The sequence below is a fragment of the Alitiscatomonas sp. genome, assembly GCF_037242085.1.
In the GTDB taxonomy this organism is placed as follows: Bacteria; Bacillota; Clostridia; order Lachnospirales; family Lachnospiraceae; genus Alitiscatomonas; species Alitiscatomonas aceti.
Genome location: NZ_JAXXBR010000086.1, coordinates 14,537 through 35,322 on the forward strand (window position 1 = coordinate 14,537; position 20,786 = coordinate 35,322).

The following is a 20,786-nucleotide window of genomic DNA, read 5'->3' on the forward strand; positions in this document are numbered from 1 at the left end:
ATATGAAAAAGCTGGGAAGAAGAGGAGTACGTACCAGGCGCCAGCAGAGAGGACTGTCCGCAGGCTGAAAGACAGGCCGGGAATGCAGGTACGGAAGGTAGCTTTGGAGCTGAAGCGGTGAGGGGCGAATGCCTGTCCAGCCGTTTCCGGGTGGTTTCCGTTATGGACCGGAAAGATCGCCGCAGCTGCGGTGAATAAAGGTGGTAACGCGGTATTTCGCCCTTTGCATTTGCAGAGGGCGTTTTCTTTTTAAGGAGAATTCTATGATTCGTTTAAGGCCATATAAACCGGGAGACGCCTGGAACCTTTTGGAATGGTGGGAAAACGCCGGTGAGGAAGATTTTTTAATGTGGAGCTGCGGGGAATTTTCATATCCCCTGGCCATCGAAGAGCTGGACGGATACTTTGCCCGGTGGTGTCTGCAGGAGACCGACGGCTGGCCGATGACGGCCCTGGATGAAAAGGGAACGCCTGTGGGCCATTTCCTGGTCAGGAAGGCGGATTATGAAGATGCCGAAGCCCGGGTGGGATTTATCATGACAGCCCCGGAGATCCGGGGAAAGGGCCTGGGAAAGGAATTTGCCGGCCAGATCCTGCGGTATGTATTCCAGGTGCTGGGGATGAAGAAGGTATCCCTGGCGGTGTTTGATAAAAATACCCAGGCAAAGGCCTGCTATGAGGCCGCAGGCTTCAAGGCCGTTTCCCACATACCAGATCATCTGGAGTATAAGGGAACCGTATACGGCGCATACGAAATGGAGGCGTATTCCAATGAATAAGCCCCAGGGCGGCTGCGAAAGCTGCGCGTTTTACGCCTATGACGAGGAATATGAGTATTACGTCTGCGAGGCAGATCTGGATGAGGATGAGATGTCCGCATTTCTGCGGGGCTCGGATTTTTCCTGCCCGTTTTACCAGCCCGGCGATGAGTACCGGGTGGTAAGAAAACAGATGTAGGGATACAAAAGAGATGGAACATAAAGGAGAGGAGCAGTTATGAAAGAACTGGAAAAGACCTATAATCCGGCGGCCATTGAGGACCGTCTGTACCAGAAATGGCTGGACAATAAATATTTCCATGCCGATGCAGAGAGAGGAAAGAGGGAGGGGAAGAAGCCCTTTACCATCGTAATGCCTCCGCCCAATATCACAGGCCAGCTCCATATGGGTCACGCCCTGGACAACACCATGCAGGACATCCTGATCCGTTATAAGAGGATGCAGGGATACGAGGCCCTCTGGCAGCCGGGTACGGACCATGCGGCCATTGCCACAGAGGTCAAGGTCATCGATAAGCTGAAAAAGGAAGGCATCGACAAGAACGACCTGGGCCGGGAGGGCTTTTTAAAGGAGGCCTGGAAGTGGAAGGACGAGTATGGCAGCCGCATCATCCGCCAGCTCCATAAAATGGGCTCCTCCGCCGACTGGGACCGGGAGCGGTTCACCATGGACGAGGGCTGCTCGGACGCGGTATTAGAGGTGTTCACAAGGCTTTACGAAAAAGGCTATATCTATAAGGGCTCCAGGATCATCAACTGGTGTCCCGTATGTAAGACGTCCATCTCCGACGCGGAGGTGAACCACGAGGAGCAGGACGGCTTCTTCTGGCATATCAATTACCCCATCGTGGGCGAGGAAGGACGCTTTGTGGAGATCGCCACCACCCGTCCGGAGACCATGCTGGGAGATACGGCTGTGGCTGTGAACCCGGAGGATGAAAGATATAAGGACCTGATCGGCAAGATGTTAAAGCTGCCGTTAACGGACCGGGAGATCCCGGTGGTGGCCGATGAATACGTGGACAAGGAGTTCGGGACCGGCTGCGTGAAGATCACACCGGCCCATGACCCCAACGACTTTGAGGTGGGAAAACGCCATAACCTGGAAGAGATCTGCATCATGAATGACGACGCCACCATAAACGTTCCCGGAAAATATTTCGGCATGGACCGTTATGAGGCAAGAAAGGCCATGGTGGAGGATCTGAAGGAGCAGGGGCTCCTGGTGAAGGTGGTCCCCCACTCCCATAACGTGGGGATCCACGACCGCTGCGGCACCACAGTAGAGCCCATGGTAAAGCCCCAGTGGTTCGTGCGTATGGATGAGATGGCAAAGCCGGCCATTGAGGCGTTAAAGACCGGAAAGCTGAAATTCGTTCCGGAGAGCTTTGGAAAAACGTATCTCCACTGGCTGGAGGGGATCCGCGACTGGTGCATTTCCAGGCAGCTCTGGTGGGGACACCGGATCCCGGCCTACTACTGCCAGGAGTGCGGCGAGATGGTTGTTGCGAAATCCATGCCGGAAAAATGCCCGAAATGCGGCTGCACCCACTTAAAACAGGATGAGGATACCCTGGATACCTGGTTTTCCTCTGCTCTCTGGCCCTTCTCTACCTTAGGCTGGCCGGAAAAGACAGAGGAGATGGAGTACTTCTATCCCACAAACGTTCTGGTGACCGGCTACGACATCATCTTCTTCTGGGTGATCCGTATGGTATTCTCCGGCCTGGAGCAGACGGGAGAATGTCCCTTTGACACGGTGCTGATCCATGGACTGGTGCGGGATTCCCAGGGACGGAAGATGAGTAAGTCCTTAGGAAACGGCATCGATCCCTTAGAGGTCATCGACAAATACGGCGCCGATGCCCTTCGTATGACCTTAATGACCGGAAATGCGCCGGGCAACGACATGCGCTTCTACTGGGAGCGGGTGGAGGCCAGCAGAAATTTCGCCAATAAGGTATGGAACGCCAGCCGCTTCATTATGATGAATATTGAAAAGGCTCCGGTCCTGGACGCACAGCCGGCGGATCTGACCATGGCCGATAAGTGGATCCTTTCCAAGGCCAACAGCCTGGTGAAGGAAGTCACTGAAAACATGGATAAGTTCGAGCTGGGCATCGCCCTCCAGAAGGTCTATGACTTTATCTGGGAGGAATTCTGCGACTGGTACATCGAGATGGTGAAGCCACGTCTCTGGGATGATAACGATACCACCAAGGCTGCGGCCATCTGGACCTTACGGACGGTGCTCATGGATTCCTTAAAGCTCCTGCACCCGTTCATGCCCTTTATCACAGAGGAGATCTTCTGCAATCTGCAGGAGGAGGAGCCGTCCATCATGATCTCTTCCTGGCCGGTCTACAAGGAGGAAAGGAACTTTGGTCCCGAGGAGCATGCCGTGGAGATCATCAAGGGAGCCGTGAGGGCGATCCGGAACGTGCGTACCTCCATGAACGTTCCGCCCAGCAAAAAGGCCAAGGTATTCGTGGTTTCTGAGGACCAGGAGGTACGGGAGATCTTTGAGCACAGTAAGGTATTCTTCGGGACCCTGGGTTATGCCAGCGAGGTAGCGATCCAGGCAGATAAGAACGGCATTGCTGAGGACGCCGTATCCGCAGTAGCTCCCCAGGCGGCCATTTATATGCCGTTTGCAGAGCTGGTGGACATCGAGAAGGAAGTAGAGCGTCTGAAAAAAGAGGAGGAGCGCCTGGCAAAGGAGCTTGCCCGGGTAAACGGAATGTTAAATAACGAGAAATTCGTTTCCAGAGCGCCTCAGGCCAAGATCGACGAGGAGAAGGCGAAGCTTTCCAAATATACCCAGATGATGGACCAGGTAAAGGAGCGTCTGGGCCAGCTTGTAAAATAAAAAAATTCCAGAGATCACCAGACTGCCGCAGGCTGTCGAAACAGAACGATGGGTTCTGCTTGCAGGCAGTCTGGATTTCTAGTATGATGGGGAGGTACAGGCGGTATGAAAAGGAAACAGAAAGAAACGGCAGAACAGTACCTGGAACGGATCCCGTCCTTTGCGAAAAAAAAGAGCGGGATGGAGGATGTGAGGGCATTTCTGGAGCTTCTTGGAAGCCCGGACAGGGGAATGAAGATCTTCCATGTGGCCGGGACCAACGGAAAGGGCTCTGTGTGCGCCTTTCTGTCCTCGGCCTTAAAAGAGGCCGGGCTTTGCTGCGGAGCCTTTACCTCGCCCCATCTTTCGGATATCCGGGAACGGTTTCTGATCCAGGGGGAGATGGTCTCACGGGAGGCTTTTGACCAGGCCTTTGAGACCGTGTACGGGGCCGCCGGCCAGTGGACCGCCCAGGGGAAGCCGCATCCCACGTATTTTGAGTTTCTTTTTTATATGGGGATGGTGCTGTTTTCCAGAGCCGGGATGGAGGTCCTGGTGCTGGAGACCGGTATGGGAGGCCTTTACGATGTGACAAATGTGGTGGAACATCCCCTGGTCTCTGTGATCACGTCTGTGAGCATCGACCATACGGCCTTTCTGGGCCATACGGCCGGCGAGATCGCAGTACATAAGGCAGGGATCATAAAACCCGGCTGTCCGGCCGTCTATGACGATTCCAGTCCGGAGGCGGAGGCTGTGATCCTTGAAACGGCAGAAAAGAAAGGGAGTCCGGCGTTCCCGGTGGGATGCGTCCCCTTCCGCCTGGAGGGGGAAACGCTGGTCTTCCAGTGGGATTACCTGGGAAAGACAGAGGAATTTACTGTGGGCTTTCCGGCCCCCTACCAGGCAGAGAACGCAGCCCTGGCGGTGACGGCTCTTTCCGTGTCCGGTCTTGGGATCCCGGCAGAAGCCGTACGCCGGGGCTTAAGGAGCGCCAGATGGCCGGCCAGGATGGAACGCCTGCTTCCCGGGGTCTATCTGGACGGCGCCCATAATGAGGACGGGATCCGGGCCTTTCTGGAGGCGGCCTGTCTTTTAAAGCGGGAACGGAGACCGGAGACCACCAGGCTTTTATTTGCCGTGGCAGCGGACAAGGAGTACGGACGGATGCTGGAAGAGATCGGCCGGAGCCTTCAGCCGGATGAATGTTATCTGACGGCGGCGGATACCTCCAGGGCCCTTTCTGTGGACGGGCTTTTCCAGGCGGCCAGGGAGCGGATGCCGGAAACAGCCAGGATCCGCTGCTTTGAAACTACGAAAAAAGCCTTTGAGGCACTGCTGGCAGACCGGACCGGCCGGGATCTTTCGTTTATTGCAGGATCCCTTTATCTGGCTGGCGAGATCCGGACGGCGGCAGCGGCCTGGATGGAGGAAGAACGATGATCGATTTTGAGGAAGAGATCCAGCGGTTTAAGCCCAGCCTTGAGGTGGAGGCAGTCAGCGATGCTATTATAAAGAGCGATCTGACGGATATGGCAGACATCATGATGGAGATCATGAAGGAGATAAAGGAAAAATAATCTATGGACTATTTGCAGAAGATCCAGTTTGCGGCCAACAGCTACTATAACCGCGGTCTGGAAATGGCGAAGGAAAGAGATCTTTCCGGGGCCGCGCTGTACCTGAAGAGGGCGCTGCAGTTCAACAAATATCATACGGACGCCAGGAATCTCCTGGGACTGATCTTTTATGAGATGGGGGAGACCTCTGATGCGCTGACCCAGTGGGTCATCAGCATCAATCTCCAGCCGGAGAATAACCGGGCGGACCATTATCTGGATGAGGTCCAGAGAAAGCCGGGCCAGCTGGAGATCGCCAGCCAGACCATAAAAAAGTATAACCAGGCGCTGTTCCATGCCCAGGGCGGCAGCGACGACCTGGCGGTCCTGCAGCTGAAGCGGATCGTGGAGGAAAAGCCCAACTTTGTAAAGGCCCATCTGCTCCTGGCCCTTCTTTATATGGAGCACGGGGATCATACAAAGGCAGGAAAGTCCCTTTTTAAGGTCTTACAGATCGATAAGACCAACCAGAAGGCCCAGCGGTACATGGAATATGTGAAATCCAGGACCGGAAAGGCCGATGTGGAAAAGCGGAAGATGAAAAACGCCTTTTCCCACCGGGAGATGCAGGACGACGACGTGATCCTGCCGCCCACCTATAAGGAAAATACCGGCTGGCAGTCCATCATCAACATTGCCATCGGTCTGGTCCTGGGGGCGGTGCTGGTGGTGTTCATGGTGATGCCGGCCAGGGAGCGTTCGCTGAATTATGAGCATAACCAGGAGATGCGGGCCTACGCCGATAAGCTGAACCTGGCCAACCAGAAGGCCGACAGCCTCCAGAAGGAGGCGGACCAGTACCGCCAGGAAAAGGAGGCGGCGGAGGAAAACCTAAGCAGCCTCATGGGCGATTCAGACAGCACCCTGTCCCAGTACGGGACCATGGTACAGATCTTAAACGCCTGGAGGAAGGGAGACATCCAGACGGCAGTGCAGCTTTATATCGGCCTGGACCAGAGTAAGATCACCGATGAGAGCATGGCTGGCGTCCTGGGAGAGCTCCAGGCAGAAATGAATGCCAGCGCCCCGGCGGTCTTAGAAAGCCTGGGAGCCCAGAGCACAGCGGCCGGAGATTATGACACGGCCCTTCACTACTACGAAAAATATATGGAGATCAACGATAAGAATCCCCAGATCATCTTCAACATGGCCATGATCTATAAGACCAAAGGCGATGAGGAGACGGCGGACCAGCTGTTCGGCCAGGTGATCATGAATTTTGCCGATTCACCGCTGGCGGAATCGGCCAGGGCAGAGCGGGGATATTAGCGGAGACAGGCGCATGCCTGGTGAAAAAGACCTTACAGAAGAAAAGCTGCAGGGTCTTTTTTTATGTCATGGGAAAGGAGACATAGTATGGAACCATCATTTATTTATGAGGCCAAGGGCCGGACCCTGGTGATCCATCTGCCCAGGGAGCTGGACCACCACAACTGCCGGAACCTGAAATATGAGACGGATCTGCTCATGGCAGAAAATTATATTTCCAGGATCCTGTTTGATTTTACAGGGACGGAGTTCATGGACAGCTCCGGTATCGGCATCCTGCTGAACCGGTACAAGGAGATGAAGGCCAGCGGCGGGAAGACCTGTCTTTACGGAGCAGGTCCCCAGGTACTTCGGGTGTTAAAGATCGCCGGGATCCCGGCGCTGATGGAGATGTATGATTCAGAAGAGGCGGCGTTTGGCGGCCAGGGGGTGGAGAAGCCATGAAAAAGAGAGAAGTCGTAACCATAAAAATGGACAGTGTATCAGAAAACGAGGAATTCGCCCGGGTGGCGGTGGCGGTGTTTTTAAGCCGCATGAACCCGACCCTGGAGGAGATCGAGGATGTGAAGACAGCGGTGTCTGAGGCAGTGACCAATGCGGTGATCCACGGCTACCAGGGAGGAGAGGGTACCATTACCCTGGAGGTGTCGGTGGAGGAGGACGTTCTGACGGTGCTGGTCCAGGATGAGGGCGTGGGGATCCGGGATGTGGCAAAGGCCATGGAGCCCATGTACACCACAGCGCCGGACGGGGAGCGGTCCGGCATGGGCTTTTCATTTATGGAGGCCTTTATGGATCAGGTGGAGGTGGTGTCCGCCCCAGGCTCCGGCACCACAGTGACCATGAGAAAGAAAATCGGCAGGTGACGCAGATGACAGACACCATGGAGTACATCAGACGGGCACACCAGGGAGATAAAGAAGCCAGGGATGCGCTGGTTACAGAGAACATGGGACTGATCTGGAGCATCGTCCGGCGGTTTGCGGGCCGCGGTTATGATCTGGAGGACCTGTTCCAGATCGGGAGCATCGGGCTTATGAAGGCCATCGACAAGTTCGATCTGTCCATGGATGTGAAGCTTTCCACCTATGCGGTCCCCATGATCACTGGAGAGATCCGGAGGTTTCTCCGGGACGACGGCATGATCAAGGTGAGCCGTCCCTTAAAGGAGCTGGCCGCAAAGACCGGGGCCGCCAGGGAACGGCTGGAGTTTTCCCTGGGCCGGGAGCCCACCATCGAGGAGCTGGCAAGGGAGGTGGGAGCCAGCCGCGAGGAGGTGGCCGCATCCCTGGAGGCGGGGGCGGAGGTGGAGTCCATTTACCGGCCTGTGGGCAGGGATGAAGAAAACGGCGGCTGTCTCATGGACCGGATCGCAGAAAAAAATTCAGAGAATGACCAGGTCTTAAACCGTATGGTCTTAACGGCGCTTTTAAAGGACCTGGGAGAGCAGGAGCAGCAGATCATCTTAAAACGGTATTTTGAAAATAAGACACAGACCGTCATTGCGTCGGAGCTGGGTATCTCCCAGGTCCAGGTCTCAAGACTGGAAAAAAAGATCCTAAGGCAGCTAAGGGAGCGGATGCTGGAATAATAAAACAGAGTCTGTGCATACTAGGGATAAAAGGAAAGAAGGAGAGACCAATGAAACACGGACTTCAGATTTTTGCATCGGCAATGTTTTTTGCTGTCATTGTATTTATGGTCTGGTATATGATCTGCGGCATGCAGGGAGCAGAGGAGGGACCGGAGGGGACCCTGGTCTTCCACGAGGACGGGAAGCTGGTGGAGCTTTGAGCGATACGGTCTATATAAAGATATCCCAGAGCACAGAGGTGCATGAGCCGGAGGTAAGGGTAAAGGATATCGCCCAGGTCCACTGCCGGAATAAGGCGGCGGAGGCCAGGATCAAGGCCCTTAAGGTCACATCCTTTAAGGAGCGGGACCGGGAGGCCTCTTATGTGGGGAGCGTCATGGATCTTCTGGAGGAGCTGGAAGGGACCGGCTCCTCCATCCAGATAAACAGTGTCGGGGAAACGGATTTTATCGTTTCATATAATCCACAGATAAAGCGAAGAGCAGCCCTCCAGTGGATGAAAACGGCCTTTGTATCGGCGGTCTCCTTCTGTGGGGCGGCCTTTGCCATCATGACCTTCAATAACGACGCCAATGTCACCGACGTGTTCGGGAATCTTTACCAGCTCATCATGGGGGCAGAGCCCCAGGGGATCACGGTTCTGGAGATCTCGTATTCAGCGGGGCTTTCCCTGGGGATCCTGGTGTTTTTCAACCATTTTGCTTCCTGGAAGATCACCGTGGACCCGACTCCCATTGAAGTGGAGATGCGGCTTTATGAGGAGAACCTGGATAAGGCCCTGATCCAGAATGCCGGAAGGAAGGAGGCGCAGACGGATGTACGGTAAGCTGGCTCTCTGCTTCATCGGACTCAGCTCCGGAGGCGTCATCGCCGCAGGGATCTTTGCCTTTCTGGCCATCATCGGCGTGTTTCCTCGGCTCATCGGAGTGACACACACAAGATGTCATGTGATCCTTTACGAGACCCTGCTGATCCTGGGGGGAACGGCCGGGAACCTTATGGACCTGTTCCATCTGCCCCTGGCAGGAGCCGGAACTGCGTTCCTGGCCCTGTGGGGACTGGCCCTGGGAGTGTTCGTGGGGTGCCTGGTGATGTCCCTGGCAGAGACCTTAAAGGCGCTTCCAGTGCTGGGACGGCGTCTGGGGCTTGCGGTGGGGATCCAGTATCTGATCCTTTCCATTGCCGCCGGGAAATTCGTGGGAGCCATGGTCTATTTTTCCAGAGGATTTGGAGGTAACTGATGGAGATCGAGAAAAAAGAATACGGAACGTACGTCAAGGAGATCACCCCGGTCCACAGCACTGTAAAAAATATGCTGCGGGCATTTCTTGCGGGAGGGGCGGTCTGCACCATAGGACAGGCATGTCTGGGCCTTTACGGCTCCATGGGCATGGAGAAGGAGACGGCTGCGGCCTGGACCACCTTAACGCTTATTGCCGCCAGCGTGCTCTTAACGGGCCTTGGACTTTACCAGAGGATCGTGAAATTCGCAGGCGCAGGAGCCCTGGTGCCCATTACAGGCTTTGCCAATTCTGTGGCGGCCGCAGCCATCGAATACCGGTCCGAGGGCCATGTGTTCGGCATCGGCTGTAAGATCTTTACCATCGCCGGTCCGGTGATCCTGTATGGGATCTTTGCCAGCTGGGCCCTGGGCCTGGTATACTGGGTGGGAGAGGCCCTGGGGCTCCTTCCGCTCTGATCCGGGTACGGAAGCTGGAAAAAAGGATACTGCAAAGGCGGCTGCGGCGCTGCTTTTACAGTATCCTTTTTGCGTTTGTGAAAAATGTAAAAAAATATAGATTTTACTTGATTTATTTGTTGGTTTTTGCTATATTGATGGAGTAGGGAATGATTATTTGAATGAAAAGTTCAAAATGTATAAATATTTTGAATTGTAAAAAAATGCATTGTGTCGCGGCATGCAAATAAAAATGAAAAAGAGAAGGAGAACGAGTATGAGGAAAAAACAGATGCGCAGACTTGCGTCTGCTCTGGCACTGACAATGGCAGCAGGTTTATTTACAGGCTGCGGAAGTCCTGCTCCCAAGGAGAGTGAAAGCGCTTCCGCTGAAACGGAGAAGACCGAAGCCGGAGAGTCCCAGGAAGCTGGAAAGACTGAGGACAGCAGCGCTGCTGCAAAGGATACGCTGATCATTGCTACGGCCAATGAGGCTCCTAACATGACCACGAATCTGCACAATGCAACAGCCGGCGAGTATCTGAACCTTATGACTCATGACCGTCTGTTTTATTCCAGTGAGGATCTTACGCCGAAGCCGTCTTTATGTGAAAGCTATGAGATCGTAAGCGATACGGAGTGGCTGTTCCATTTAAGAAAAGGTGTAAAATTCCACAATGGACAGGAAATGAAGGCAGAGGACGTAAAGGCTTCCCTGGAGCTCTGTAAAGAATCTCCCCAGGTTTCCCAGTACGGCCAGTCCACAGGAACGATTGAAGTTGTAGACGATTATACGGTGAAGATCACCACAGATGGTCCCCAGTCCGGACTTCTTTATGATCTGTGCCATCATGGGAACGCGATCCTTCCGGCAGAGCTGATCGCAAACGGCCATGATTTCAATAAGGAACCCATCGGAACCGGCCCATATAAGCTGGTGGAATGGAAGAAGGGCGAGAGCATTGAATTTGTTGCCTTTGAGGACTATTGGAACGGCGAAGCTCCCATCAAGCATGTGATCTGGAAGGTGATCCCGGAGGGCTCCTCCCGTACAATGGCTCTGGAGACCGGAGAAGTGGACCTGGTAGTAGATGTGGAGACGACCGATCTGACCCGTTTGATGGAAGCAGACGGGATCGAGGTATTTAATGAAGCAGGAACGACCCATCAGTGGATGATGGTCAACAACGAAGTGGCCCCGTTTAACAACCCGGATTTCAGAAAGGCCATTGCTTCTGCCATTGACAAAGAGGCTGTGATCCAGGTAGCGTTACAGGGAACCGGAAGCGTCAGTGATTCTATGCTTCCCGGCTGTTTCAAAGGCGTGACGGATACAGGCGCTCCGTCTTACGATTTGGATAAGGCGAAAGAATATATGGAAGCTTCTGGACTGAATCCGGCAGACTGTGGATTTGCGATCATCTGCTCGGATGATATGAAGCTTCGTATGGGTCAGGTGATCCAGAGCTGCCTGAAGGAAAATCTTGGGATCGATACGACTCTGGAGTCCATGGACCTGGCTACGTATCTGGATGTGACAGCCACCGGCGACTACCAGGCTGCCATCGGTAACTACACGGCTTCCTCGTTACTGGCCTATTCCCAGGGTGTTTACCACTCCATGTCCGTGAATGGATCCAATAAGACCAGACTGAACCTTCCTGAGATCGATGCTCTGATCGAAAAGGTCCAGACCACTTTGGATCCAGAAGAGAACGTGAAAGCCGTTACAGAGCTGAGTGACGCATTGAATGAAATCTGTCCGCAGGCTCCGTTGTTTGTAAGAAATAATGTCCGTGCATACAAGAAAGGTCTGAAGGGCTTTAATATTGATGCATCCGGAACTACATATTATCATAGGATGAGCTGGGAATAGGAAGTTTCCCAATACAGCCAGACACAGAAAAGAGTCAGCCCTGGGGTGTCCTCCTTGTGGAGGGGGCCCCAGGGCTTTTCTATGCCGTTTTCCCTTTGATTCATTATAATAGACTCTGGCTGAAATTTTTTTTGTGGTAAAATGAGCGTATAAGGGAGGAGTATTTCATGAAATGTTGCATCTGTGGAATGGAAATAGACCAGGAAAACAGGAGTGAAGAACATATTATTCATAATGCGATTGGAGGTATTTTAAAATCCGACAGTATTTATTGTAAAAAATGTAATAGTAAATATGGTTCAGATTTGGATAAAGCATTTACTGAAATTTTTGCACCAATCATTGATGGTTTAGATATGAACTTTGATCGTAAAACAGGTAAGACATCATACGAAGGGATTATGCGCGATAAAGAGGGAAATTCTTATAAAACATGGTTTAAAAATGGCAAAGTTATATCAATGTTTGATAAAGATGGGAAATATAAGAAATGGGAATCTGAGAAATACGAGAAAGTAGCATATGTTTTTAATTTAGATAATGAATTCTACAAAAAGGGAATGGCAAAAATAGCGTTTAATTTTGCAGTTTATTCAGATGTTGAGGTGAATAAACTGAATTGGGTATTTGATAGTAAAAATAAAGAATTAATGAATAAGCCTATCGTAATCCCCTTTGTACCTATGACATTATTTGATTCGATTATAGAGTCACAGGATACTTATGAATTATTTCATGTGTTAAGATTATTTAATTATAAAAATTTCCTTTATGCATGTATTGAACTTTTTAGTACATTTCAAGTATATGTACTCCTGCCAGATGATTTTTCTGGTGAGATATATAAAGAATACTGCCAAGTAATTAATAAGAATGACAGCGAGAAACATAAAAATGAATTAATGGACAGTTTGAATATTTTGGATTATAAAGATGCAGATATTATTGCAACTCAATATCAGATAGATATAAAAAAAGTAGTCAGTGATTTAAAAGAATATCATGGATACCAAGAAGAAAATATAAATATTGTATTTGAACAGATCCAGAAAATAGCATATGAAAAAATCCGTAAAAGAAGTTATGAAAGAAATTATTTGGAAATGCTCAATGAGAAATATGCAAAAGCAAATTTTATAAATATATTTGATCAAATAAAGGATGAGGAAAAACCAAGATATTATTCCGAGTTTCAATATTATACTTGCTATGAGAAAGATACTATTAATATAGAAAAATATAAGAAGATTTTATATTTGGATAATCAGAAATACCTATATCCCGTTTTTCTTGCAAGAATCATGTCTGTCGATCCATCTGTGTTTCAGCGTTATTGCCATTTTAAGTTTTATATGTTGATGGGGCATTTGAAAAACACATCATGTCTGTAATGAAAAGCCTGGAAGTCCGATCTCCTTTATACGTCTGCCAGAATACGGTTCAGCTCCTCCGGGACATATTTTCCATGAAAGCCGGGAATACTGGAAGATAAAGAATCGAAATGGAAAGGCGATGGAAATATGGGAACGAGTAAAAGAGGAAAGGCCAGCCTGTTATTTGAAGATCCTCCTCTGATCCTTTCTGCCGCTTCGGTGGTGGGAAAGAAGGAAGGGGAGGGGCCCCTGGGAAAATATTTTGACCGGATCGAGATGGATTCCATGCTGGGGAAACGGACCTGGGAGGAGGCGGAAAGCGAGCTCCAGACCAGGACCGCACGGCTGGCCATTGAAAAGAGCGGGCTGGATAAGGAGGAGATCCGGTATTATTTTGGAGGCGATCTCCTGGCCCAGCTGATCGCCACCTCCTTTGGGAGCATGGACCTGGAATTCCCCATGTTCGGGCTCTACGGGGCCTGTTCCACCATGGGGGAGGGCCTTCAGCTGGGCTCCATGACCGTGGCCGGAGATTTTGCCGACCGGGTGCTGGTAACGGCCTCCAGCCATTTTGCATCGGCGGAAAAGCAGTTCCGCTTCCCCCTGGAGTATGGGAACCAGAGGCCGCTTTCTGCCACATGGACCGTCACCGGCTGCGGGGCCGTGGTCCTGGGAAAAGGCGGAGGAGGGAGCCCGCTGGCCCGGGTGGCCGGGATCACCACAGGAAAGATCGTGGACATGGATTTTAAGGATTCCATGAACATGGGGGCAGCCATGGCCATGGCCGCACTGGATACCATTGTCACCAATTTTAAAGACCTGGGAGTGGACGAGAGATATTATGACCGGATCATCACCGGGGATCTGGGAACCGTGGGCCGCAGGCTGCTGCTGGATTATCTCTTAAAGGCAGGCCATGACATCGAAAGCCGGTACATGGACTGCGGCATTGAGATCTTTGACGGCAGCACCCAGGATACCCACGCAGGAGGAAGCGGCTGCGGCTGCTCGGCTGCGGTGCTCTGCGGCTATATCCTTCCCCGGATCCAGCAGGGAGAGTGGAAGCGGGTCCTTTTTATGCCCACAGGAGCCCTGCTTTCCACGGTCAGCTTCAATGAAGGAAAAAGCGTCCCAGGCATCGCCCATGGGGTGGTCCTGGAACGCATGGACGAAGGAAGAAAGTAAATAAAACGGAAAGAAAGGCGGATGTGCAATGGAATATATACGGGCGTTTCTGGTGGGAGGACTGATCTGCGCGGCGGTGCAGCTTCTGCTGGACCGGACAAAGCTGATGCCGGGCAGGATCATGGTGTCCCTGGTGGTCACAGGAGCGGTCCTGGGATTTCTGGGGATCTATGAGCCCTTTGCCCAGTGGGCCGGGGCCGGAGCCACGGTTCCCTTAACGGGCTTTGGGAACACGCTCTGGAAGGGGATCGCCAGGGCCATGGGCGAGGACGGGATCCTGGGGATCTTCAAAGGCGGCTTCACAGCCAGCGCCGTGGGAATCTCCGGAGCCCTGGTATTTGGGTATCTGGGCTCCCTGGTATTTAAGCCGAAGATGAAGGGATAAAACGGACGGCTTTACAGCCGCCCGGCCCGGTCCTTGATATTTTGCTGGAAATTGATGACCGTATGTTCATACTCAGAATTCATGAACGGAGATGTGATAAGGAAATCTGCGGTGGCCTTATTGTTGGCAATGGGGATATCATAGACCTGGGCGATCCGGAGAAGGGCCTTGACATCCGGGTCATGGGGCTGGGCCGTCAGCGGGTCGGAGAAAAAGACCACAAAGTCCACCCCGCCTTCCACGATCTTTGCGCCGATCTGCTGGTCGCCGCCCAGGGGGCCGCTGTTATAGCCCTTGACCGGAAGCCCGGTGGCATCGGTGACCATCCTGGCGGTGGTGCCGGTGCCGCAGAGAAAGTGGTGCTTTAAGATCTCCTTGTGGGCATCGCACCAGCCAATGAGCTCGCGTTTTTTGCTGTCATGGGCAATAAGGGCGATTTTTTTCTGCTTTCCAATGGTAAGTGTCAGATAATCCATAATTGATTCCTCCTTTTGGTTAATAATGCCATAAAAAACAGAAGGTGTCAATGAATTGTTAAGGCACGAACGGTTTCATTTTACAGAAGGAAACAGCGGGGAAGGGGTTGACTTTTCCGGAAGATGCGGCTAATATATAAAACAGCAGTTAAATTTTTAAAAGGCATGGAAGGTGTACAGGGTGCCTGTTTTCCGACAGAGAGGGGATGTCATCGGCTGGAAGCATCCCAGGTTCAGACAGGAAGGCCTAATTTCCCACCGGAGCTGCATGGCTGAAACGGATATGATCTGCAAGTAGGCTGTGACGTGGTTCACGCGTTAGGTGAAGAGGAAAGTGTCTGCCAGAGGCAGGAATTAGGGTGGTACCGCGGAATTTTCGTCCCTGATACGTTTAAAGGAAACGTATCGGGGATTTTTTATTTGATAAGAGATTTCTATCAAGTAAAAAAGCACTTCGTGCTGAATCGCGCTGCACCGTGCAGAAGACGGTCTTTTGAAAATTTCCTAAAAGTATTGAAAAACTGGAATGGAGGAACATATGAAAGAACAGTTAGAGAAGATCAAATCAGAAGCGCTGGCAAAGATCGACGCTTCAGACGCTCTGGAAAAGTTAAATGAGATCCGGGTGGCATATCTGGGAAAAAAGGGTGAGCTGACCACCGTGTTAAAGAGCATGAAGGATGTGGCCCCGGAGGAAAGACCCAAGGTGGGCCAGATGGTCAACGAGGTACGCGCCCTCATCGAGGAGCGGCTGGAGGAAACGAAGACCGCACTGGCAAGAAAAGCCAGAGAGGAACAGATGAAGCGGGAAGTGATCGATGTGACCCTTCCGGCAAAGAAGGCCAATACAGGCCACAAGCATCCCAACACCATTGCCCTAGAGGAAGTGGAGCGGATCTTCGTGGGCATGGGCTACGAGGTGGTAGAAGGACCGGAGGTAGAATACGATCTGTATAATTTTGAAAAACTGAATATCCCCAAAGGGCATCCGGCCAGGGATGAGCAGGATACCTTCTATATTAATGACAGTATCCTTTTAAGAAGCCAGACCTCTCCGGTACAGGCCAGGGTCATGGAAAAACAGAAGCCGCCGATCCGTATGATCGCTCCGGGACGTGTATTCCGCTCCGATGAAGTGGATGCCACCCATTCCCCCTCCTTCCACCAAATCGAGGGCCTGGTGATCGACAAGCACATTACCTTTGCAGACCTTAAGGGAACTCTGGCAGAGTTTGCCAGAGAGCTGTTCGGAGAAGATACCAAGGTAAAATTCCGTCCCCATCATTTCCCGTTCACAGAGCCCAGCGCCGAGGTGGACGTAAGCTGCTTCAAATGCGGCGGCAAGGGCTGTCGGTTCTGTAAGGGCTCCGGCTGGATCGAGATCTTAGGCTGCGGTATGGTACACCCCCACGTTCTGGAAATGTGCGGCATCGATCCGGAGGAATACACAGGCTTCGCCTTCGGCGTAGGCTTAGAGCGCATCGCCCTGTTAAAATACGAGATCGACGACATGCGCCTCCTCTACGAAAACGACATAAGATTCCTGAAACAATTTTGATTCCGACAAGCCGTGCGGTTCCAGAATCACAATCCCGGAAGCGGAATGCCTGCATTCCAGCGGCCGGGAGAGTGATTCCGGAACCATGGGGCGCTCGCCCCAAACGAGGATCGCACCGCGATCCGAGTAAGCACGGCGACCTGGCGGGAGTCCACTTTTCCCGATCCCGGAAGCGGAATGCTTGCATTCCAGCGGCCGGGAGGGTGATTCCGGAACCATGGGGCGCCCGCCCCAAACTCGGATCGCACCGCGATCCGAGTAAGCACGGCGACCTGGCGGGAGGCCACTCTTCCCGATCCCGGAAACATCCTCACATACCCCCCACGGGCACCATAAATCATCGATTACACAACCACAGATAGGAGAAAACAGACTATGAATACATCCTTATCCTGGATAAAAGCATATGTTCCAGACCTGGACGTGACCGCCCAGGAATACACCGACGCCATGACCCTGACCGGAACAAAGGTAGAAGGCTTCGAGCGTCTTGACAAAAATCTTGAAAAGATCGTAGTAGGCGAGATCCTTTCCATCGACCGCCATCCCGACGCAGACAAGCTGGTGATCTGCCAGGTGAACGTGGGAGATGAGACCCTCCAGATCGTCACCGGCGCTCCCAACGTCCATGTGGGCGACAAGGTCCCGGTGGTCTTAGACGGAGGAAAAGTCGCCGGCGGCCACGACGGCGGCCCCCTTCCCGAGGACGGCATCACCATCAAGGCCGGAAAGCTGCGCGGCGTGGATTCCTACGGCATGATGTGCTCCATCGAGGAGCTGGGCTCTGACCGGAACATGTATCCGGACGCACCGGAAAGCGGCCTCTACATTCTTCCGGCAGACGCGGTTCCCGGAGAGGACGCCGTTGCCCTTTTAGGCCTCCGCGACACCGTATTCGAGTATGAGATCACCTCCAACCGCGTGGACTGTTACAGCGTCCTGGGCATTGCCAGAGAGGCGGCAGCCACCTTCGGAAAGGAATTCAAGGCTCCGGTGATCACAAAGACCGGAAACAGCGAGGATATCAATGATTACTTAAAGGTAACCGTAGAAAATACAGACCTCTGCAAACGCTACTGCGCCAGAATGGTGAAGAACATCCATCTGGCTCCGTCTCCCAAGTGGCTCCAGCACCGCCTGGCAGCCTCCGGCATCCGCCCCATCAACAACATCGTGGACATCACAAACTACATTATGGAAGAGTACGGACAGCCCATGCACGCCTTCGACTATGACCTGCTGGCCGGTCATGAGATCGTTGTGAAATGCGCCAAGGACGGCGACGTGTTCCAGACCCTGGACGTCCAGGAGAGAAAGCTGGACCATACGGTGCTCATGATCAACGATGCAGAGAAGGAAGTGGGGATCGCCGGTATCATGGGAGGCGAAAATTCCAAGATCACCGATGACGTGAAGACCATGGTATTCGAGTGCGCCACCTTTGACGGCACCAATATCCGCCTTTCCGCAAAAAAGGTGGGCTTAAGGACCGACGCCTCCGGAAAGTATGAAAAAGGACTGGATCCCAACACCGCCGAGGAGGCCGTAAACCGCGCCTGCCAGCTGATCGAGGAGCTGGGAGCCGGAGAGGTAGTGGGCGGCATGATCGACGTTTATCCGGTAAAGGCAGAGGAATCCAGGGTGAAATTCCAGCCTGAAAAGATCAACGCTCTTTTAGGTACTGACATTGCTCCGGAGACCATGCTCCAGTACATGGAAAAGATCGAACTGCGGTACGATAAAGAGACCGGTGAGATCGTGGCTCCCACCTGGAGACAGGATATCCACTGCATGGCAGATCTGGCAGAGGAGGTGGCCAGATTCTATGGCTACGATAAGATCGGAACCACCCTCCCCACCGGCGAGGCCACCACAGGAAAGCTTTCCTACAAGCTGCGTGTGGAGCAGATCGCCAGAAATGTGGCTGAGTTCTGCGGCTTCTCCGAGGGCATGACCTACTCCTTCGAGAGCCCGAAGGTATTCGATAAATTAAACATTCCGGCAGAGGATGCCGCAAGACAGACCGTAGTGATCTCCAACCCCCTGGGCGAGGACTTCAGTGTCATGAGGACCCTTCCTCTCCACGGTATGTTAAACTCCTTATCCACCAACTACAACCGGAGAAATAAAAATGTCCGTCTGTACGAGCTGGCCAACGTATATCTTCCCAAGAGCCTGCCCTTGACAGAGCTTCCCGACGAGCGGATGCAGTTTACCCTGGGCATGTACGGAGACGGCGATTTCTTCACCATGAAGGGCGTGGTGGAAGAGTTCTTTGATAAGGCCGGAATGCATGGACGTGTATCCTACGATCCGGAAGCAGGGAAAGCCTTCCTCCATCCAGGCAGACAGGCCGCCATCCTTTATGAGGGCGACATGGTCGGATACCTGGGAGAGGTACATCCGGATGTGCTGGATAATTATAAGATCGGAGAAAAGGCATACGTGGCAGTTTTAGATATGCCTGCTGTAACGCCCCATACCTCCTTTGACCGCAAGTACACCGGCATTGCCAAGTATCCGGCAGTGAGCCGTGATCTGAGCATGGTGGTTCCCAAGAACATCCTGGTGGGCCAGATCGAGGAGATGATCGTTCAGAGAGGCGGAAAGATCCTGGAGAGCTACAACCTGTTTGATATTTACGAGGGCTCCCAGATCCTGGAGGGCTATAAGTCCGTCGCTTATTCCATCACCTTCCGGGCCAAGGACCACACCCTGGAGGAAAAGGAGATCAATGGTGCCATGAATAAGATCTTAAACGGATTAAAGTCCATGGGCATCGAGCTCCGCGCATAAGACAGGATAAAAATGGCTATCCTTACAGTAACCAAACGCTGTAAGGAGGCCATTTTTTTATGGATATGGATTATGAGATCGTAAAGGTAAGAGGAAGGGAGATCCTGGATTCCCGGGGAAATCCCACCGTGGAGGCAGAGGTGGAGCTGGAATGCGGGGCTGTGGGAAGGGCGTCCGTGCCCTCCGGCGCGTCCACTGGAAGCCATGAGGCCAGGGAGCTCCGGGACGGCGGAGACAGGTATCTGGGGAAGGGCGTGAAAAGGGCTGTGGAACATGTGAACCACGGGCTGGCGGAAGCGGTGCTTTTTGAAAATGTCCTGGACCAGAGCCGCATCGACCGGCTCCTTAAGGAGGCCGACGGCAGTGAAAACAAGGAGCGCCTGGGCGCCAACGCCATTCTGGCTGTATCCCTTGCGTCGGCCAGGGCGGCGGCCAGCGCCTTAAAGCTCCCGCTGTACCGGTATCTGGGAGGAATCAGCGGACGGACCCTTCCAGTCCCCATGATGAATATTTTAAACGGGGGGAGACATGCGGACAACACCGTGGACCTGCAGGAGTTTATGATCATGCCCACAGGAGCGTCCGGATTTTCTGAAGGGCTCCGGATGGGGACAGAAGTGTACCATACTTTAAAGCGTCTCTTAAAGGAAGGCGGGTACTCTACGGCAGTGGGAGACGAGGGAGGCTTCGCCCCGGATCTTAAGGATTCCAGAGAGGCTCTGGATTTTCTGGTGCGGGCGGTCCGGGAAGCCGGATATGAACCGGGTACAGACGTGAAGATCGCCATCGATGCGGCAGCCAGCGAGCTTTATAATGAAGAAACGGGACGCTACGATTTTCCCGGGGAAAGCTCCATGACCGGGATCCCGGTTTCCAGGTCCGCGGAGGAGATGGTGGAATATTTCCGGAGCCTGTCCGACGGCTTTCCCATATGCTCCATCGAAGACGGCCTCCACGAAGAGGACTGGGAGGGATGGCAGCTCCTTACCAGGACCCTGGGTCACCGGATCCAGCTTGTGGGAGACGATCTGTTTGTCACCAATGAAGCGCGGCTCTTAAAGGGGATCCGGTCCGGAGCCGGAAACGCCATCCTGGTAAAGGTAAACCAGATCGGGACCTTAAGTGAGAGCCTGGCGGCCATTGAGACGGCAAAAAAGGCCGGCTTCGGGACTGTGATCTCCCACAGGTCCGGGGAAACAGAGGACAGCTTCATCGCGGATCTGGCGGTGGCTGTCAACGCGGGACAGATCAAGACCGGCGCGCCCTGCCGCTCTGAACGGACGGCGAAATACAACCAGCTTCTGAGGATCGAAGGGGAACTGGAGGGAAATTTCCAGAAATAACGGTTGT

The 20,786-nt window shown here is 52.9% G+C and carries 21 protein-coding genes; 20 read left to right on the top strand and 1 reads right to left on the bottom strand.

Annotated features, from left to right (window positions below; genetic code table 11):
• Positions 1–263 precede the first annotated feature (263 nt).
• The 17 genes from WIH05_RS08785 (at position 264) to spoVAE (ending at position 14,606) form a co-directional block, all read left to right on the top strand.
• Positions 264–779 (top strand): GNAT family protein, encoded by a 516-nt coding sequence (locus WIH05_RS08785; RefSeq protein WP_215655259.1) that lies wholly within the window; start codon positions 264–266, stop codon positions 777–779.
• Positions 772–957 carry a DUF6472 family protein gene (locus WIH05_RS08790; RefSeq protein WP_022273742.1) on the top strand — a complete coding sequence of 62 codons (186 nt, stop codon included), beginning with the start codon at positions 772–774 and terminating at the stop codon, positions 955–957. Before WIH05_RS08785 ends, WIH05_RS08790 begins: the two co-directional genes overlap by 8 nt.
• Before the next feature lie 39 nt (positions 958–996).
• Positions 997–3,648, top strand: coding sequence for a valine--tRNA ligase (locus tag WIH05_RS08795; protein ID WP_337425264.1), 2,652 nt, complete (start codon positions 997–999; stop codon positions 3,646–3,648).
• A gap of 105 nt (positions 3,649–3,753) precedes the next feature.
• Positions 3,754–5,070, top strand: a complete 1,317-nt coding sequence (locus WIH05_RS08800) for a folylpolyglutamate synthase/dihydrofolate synthase family protein (RefSeq protein WP_022273744.1) — start codon at positions 3,754–3,756, stop codon at positions 5,068–5,070.
• The gene (locus WIH05_RS08805; protein ID WP_022273745.1) at positions 5,067–5,207 is read left to right on the top strand and encodes a hypothetical protein; all 141 of its coding nucleotides are present in this window, start codon (positions 5,067–5,069) and stop codon (positions 5,205–5,207) included. Before WIH05_RS08800 ends, WIH05_RS08805 begins: the two co-directional genes overlap by 4 nt.
• Before the next feature lie 3 nt (positions 5,208–5,210).
• Positions 5,211–6,515 (top strand): tetratricopeptide repeat protein, encoded by a 1,305-nt coding sequence (locus WIH05_RS08810; protein WP_262428012.1) that lies wholly within the window; start codon positions 5,211–5,213, stop codon positions 6,513–6,515.
• Positions 6,516–6,602: 87 nt separating this feature from the next.
• A complete protein-coding gene (locus WIH05_RS08815; RefSeq protein WP_022273747.1) occupies positions 6,603–6,959 on the top strand; it encodes an anti-sigma factor antagonist in 357 nt (118 codons plus the stop codon).
• Positions 6,956–7,381 (top strand): anti-sigma F factor, encoded by a 426-nt coding sequence (gene spoIIAB / locus WIH05_RS08820; protein WP_022273748.1) that lies wholly within the window; start codon positions 6,956–6,958, stop codon positions 7,379–7,381. The genes WIH05_RS08815 and spoIIAB overlap by 4 nt, the downstream gene beginning before the upstream one ends.
• 5 nt (positions 7,382–7,386) lie before the next feature.
• A complete protein-coding gene (locus tag WIH05_RS08825) occupies positions 7,387–8,106 on the top strand; it encodes a SigB/SigF/SigG family RNA polymerase sigma factor (RefSeq protein ID WP_022273749.1) in 720 nt (239 codons plus the stop codon).
• A 50-nt stretch (positions 8,107–8,156) separates the two neighbouring features.
• On the top strand, positions 8,157–8,309 hold the full coding sequence (locus WIH05_RS08830; protein WP_022273750.1) for a hypothetical protein: 153 nt from the start codon (positions 8,157–8,159) through the stop codon (positions 8,307–8,309).
• The gene (locus WIH05_RS08835) at positions 8,306–8,935 is read left to right on the top strand and encodes a stage V sporulation protein AA (RefSeq protein ID WP_337425265.1); all 630 of its coding nucleotides are present in this window, start codon (positions 8,306–8,308) and stop codon (positions 8,933–8,935) included. Before WIH05_RS08830 ends, WIH05_RS08835 begins: the two co-directional genes overlap by 4 nt.
• Positions 8,925–9,350 (top strand): stage V sporulation protein AB, encoded by a 426-nt coding sequence (locus WIH05_RS08840; protein WP_022273752.1) that lies wholly within the window; start codon positions 8,925–8,927, stop codon positions 9,348–9,350. The genes WIH05_RS08835 and WIH05_RS08840 overlap by 11 nt, the downstream gene beginning before the upstream one ends.
• On the top strand, positions 9,350–9,808 hold the full coding sequence (locus WIH05_RS08845; RefSeq protein ID WP_022273753.1) for a SpoVA/SpoVAEb family sporulation membrane protein: 459 nt from the start codon (positions 9,350–9,352) through the stop codon (positions 9,806–9,808). The genes WIH05_RS08840 and WIH05_RS08845 overlap by 1 nt, the downstream gene beginning before the upstream one ends.
• A gap of 256 nt (positions 9,809–10,064) precedes the next feature.
• Positions 10,065–11,663 carry an ABC transporter substrate-binding protein gene (locus tag WIH05_RS08850; RefSeq protein WP_022273754.1) on the top strand — a complete coding sequence of 533 codons (1,599 nt, stop codon included), beginning with the start codon at positions 10,065–10,067 and terminating at the stop codon, positions 11,661–11,663.
• 167 nt (positions 11,664–11,830) lie between these two features.
• Entirely contained in the window at positions 11,831–13,054 is a 1,224-nt protein-coding gene (locus tag WIH05_RS08855) for an HNH endonuclease (RefSeq protein ID WP_022273755.1), read from the top strand.
• Positions 13,055–13,183: 129 nt separating this feature from the next.
• Positions 13,184–14,221 carry a stage V sporulation protein AD gene (locus tag WIH05_RS08860; RefSeq protein WP_022273756.1) on the top strand — a complete coding sequence of 346 codons (1,038 nt, stop codon included), beginning with the start codon at positions 13,184–13,186 and terminating at the stop codon, positions 14,219–14,221.
• 28 nt (positions 14,222–14,249) lie between these two features.
• The gene (gene spoVAE, locus WIH05_RS08865; RefSeq protein WP_022273757.1) at positions 14,250–14,606 is read left to right on the top strand and encodes a stage V sporulation protein AE; all 357 of its coding nucleotides are present in this window, start codon (positions 14,250–14,252) and stop codon (positions 14,604–14,606) included.
• Between the two features lie 11 nt (positions 14,607–14,617).
• Here spoVAE and WIH05_RS08870 read toward each other — a convergent pair whose 3' ends face one another.
• Positions 14,618–15,082: a methylglyoxal synthase gene (locus WIH05_RS08870; protein ID WP_158357159.1), complete on the bottom strand. Its 465-nt coding sequence runs from the start codon at positions 15,080–15,082 to the stop codon at positions 14,618–14,620.
• Positions 15,083–15,620: 538 nt separating this feature from the next.
• Between WIH05_RS08870 and pheS the strand changes: the two genes are divergently transcribed.
• The 3 genes from pheS to eno all read left to right on the top strand — a co-directional run bounded on the left by pheS (position 15,621) and on the right by eno (position 20,779).
• Positions 15,621–16,640, top strand: a complete 1,020-nt coding sequence (gene pheS, locus WIH05_RS08875) for a phenylalanine--tRNA ligase subunit alpha (RefSeq protein ID WP_022273758.1) — start codon at positions 15,621–15,623, stop codon at positions 16,638–16,640.
• 375 nt (positions 16,641–17,015) lie between these two features.
• Positions 17,016–19,436 carry a phenylalanine--tRNA ligase subunit beta gene (pheT, locus tag WIH05_RS08880; protein WP_337425266.1) on the top strand — a complete coding sequence of 807 codons (2,421 nt, stop codon included), beginning with the start codon at positions 17,016–17,018 and terminating at the stop codon, positions 19,434–19,436.
• 59 nt (positions 19,437–19,495) lie between these two features.
• Entirely contained in the window at positions 19,496–20,779 is a 1,284-nt protein-coding gene (eno, locus tag WIH05_RS08885) for a phosphopyruvate hydratase (protein WP_158357156.1), read from the top strand.
• Positions 20,780–20,786: the final 7 nt, after the last annotated feature.

Excerpts from the sequence above, each read along its gene's own strand:
- WIH05_RS08785 (WP_215655259.1), top strand. The coding sequence starts at position 264 with ATGATTCGTTTAAGGCCATATAAACCGGGAGACGCCTGGAACCTTTTG.
- WIH05_RS08790 (WP_022273742.1), top strand. The coding sequence starts at position 772 with ATGAATAAGCCCCAGGGCGGCTGCGAAAGCTGCGCGTTTTACGCCTAT.
- WIH05_RS08795 (WP_337425264.1), top strand. The coding sequence starts at position 997 with ATGAAAGAACTGGAAAAGACCTATAATCCGGCGGCCATTGAGGACCGT.
- WIH05_RS08800 (WP_022273744.1), top strand. The coding sequence starts at position 3,754 with ATGAAAAGGAAACAGAAAGAAACGGCAGAACAGTACCTGGAACGGATC.
- WIH05_RS08805 (WP_022273745.1), top strand. The coding sequence starts at position 5,067 with ATGATCGATTTTGAGGAAGAGATCCAGCGGTTTAAGCCCAGCCTTGAG.
- WIH05_RS08810 (WP_262428012.1), top strand. The coding sequence starts at position 5,211 with ATGGACTATTTGCAGAAGATCCAGTTTGCGGCCAACAGCTACTATAAC.
- WIH05_RS08815 (WP_022273747.1), top strand. The coding sequence starts at position 6,603 with ATGGAACCATCATTTATTTATGAGGCCAAGGGCCGGACCCTGGTGATC.
- spoIIAB (WP_022273748.1), top strand. The coding sequence starts at position 6,956 with ATGAAAAAGAGAGAAGTCGTAACCATAAAAATGGACAGTGTATCAGAA.
- WIH05_RS08825 (WP_022273749.1), top strand. The coding sequence starts at position 7,387 with ATGACAGACACCATGGAGTACATCAGACGGGCACACCAGGGAGATAAA.
- WIH05_RS08830 (WP_022273750.1), top strand. The coding sequence starts at position 8,157 with ATGAAACACGGACTTCAGATTTTTGCATCGGCAATGTTTTTTGCTGTC.
- WIH05_RS08840 (WP_022273752.1), top strand. The coding sequence starts at position 8,925 with ATGTACGGTAAGCTGGCTCTCTGCTTCATCGGACTCAGCTCCGGAGGC.
- WIH05_RS08845 (WP_022273753.1), top strand. The coding sequence starts at position 9,350 with ATGGAGATCGAGAAAAAAGAATACGGAACGTACGTCAAGGAGATCACC.
- WIH05_RS08850 (WP_022273754.1), top strand. The coding sequence starts at position 10,065 with ATGAGGAAAAAACAGATGCGCAGACTTGCGTCTGCTCTGGCACTGACA.
- WIH05_RS08855 (WP_022273755.1), top strand. The coding sequence starts at position 11,831 with ATGAAATGTTGCATCTGTGGAATGGAAATAGACCAGGAAAACAGGAGT.
- WIH05_RS08860 (WP_022273756.1), top strand. The coding sequence starts at position 13,184 with ATGGGAACGAGTAAAAGAGGAAAGGCCAGCCTGTTATTTGAAGATCCT.
- spoVAE (WP_022273757.1), top strand. The coding sequence starts at position 14,250 with ATGGAATATATACGGGCGTTTCTGGTGGGAGGACTGATCTGCGCGGCG.
- WIH05_RS08870 (WP_158357159.1), bottom strand. The coding sequence starts at position 15,082 with ATGGATTATCTGACACTTACCATTGGAAAGCAGAAAAAAATCGCCCTT.
- pheS (WP_022273758.1), top strand. The coding sequence starts at position 15,621 with ATGAAAGAACAGTTAGAGAAGATCAAATCAGAAGCGCTGGCAAAGATC.
- pheT (WP_337425266.1), top strand. The coding sequence starts at position 17,016 with ATGAATACATCCTTATCCTGGATAAAAGCATATGTTCCAGACCTGGAC.
- eno (WP_158357156.1), top strand. The coding sequence starts at position 19,496 with ATGGATATGGATTATGAGATCGTAAAGGTAAGAGGAAGGGAGATCCTG.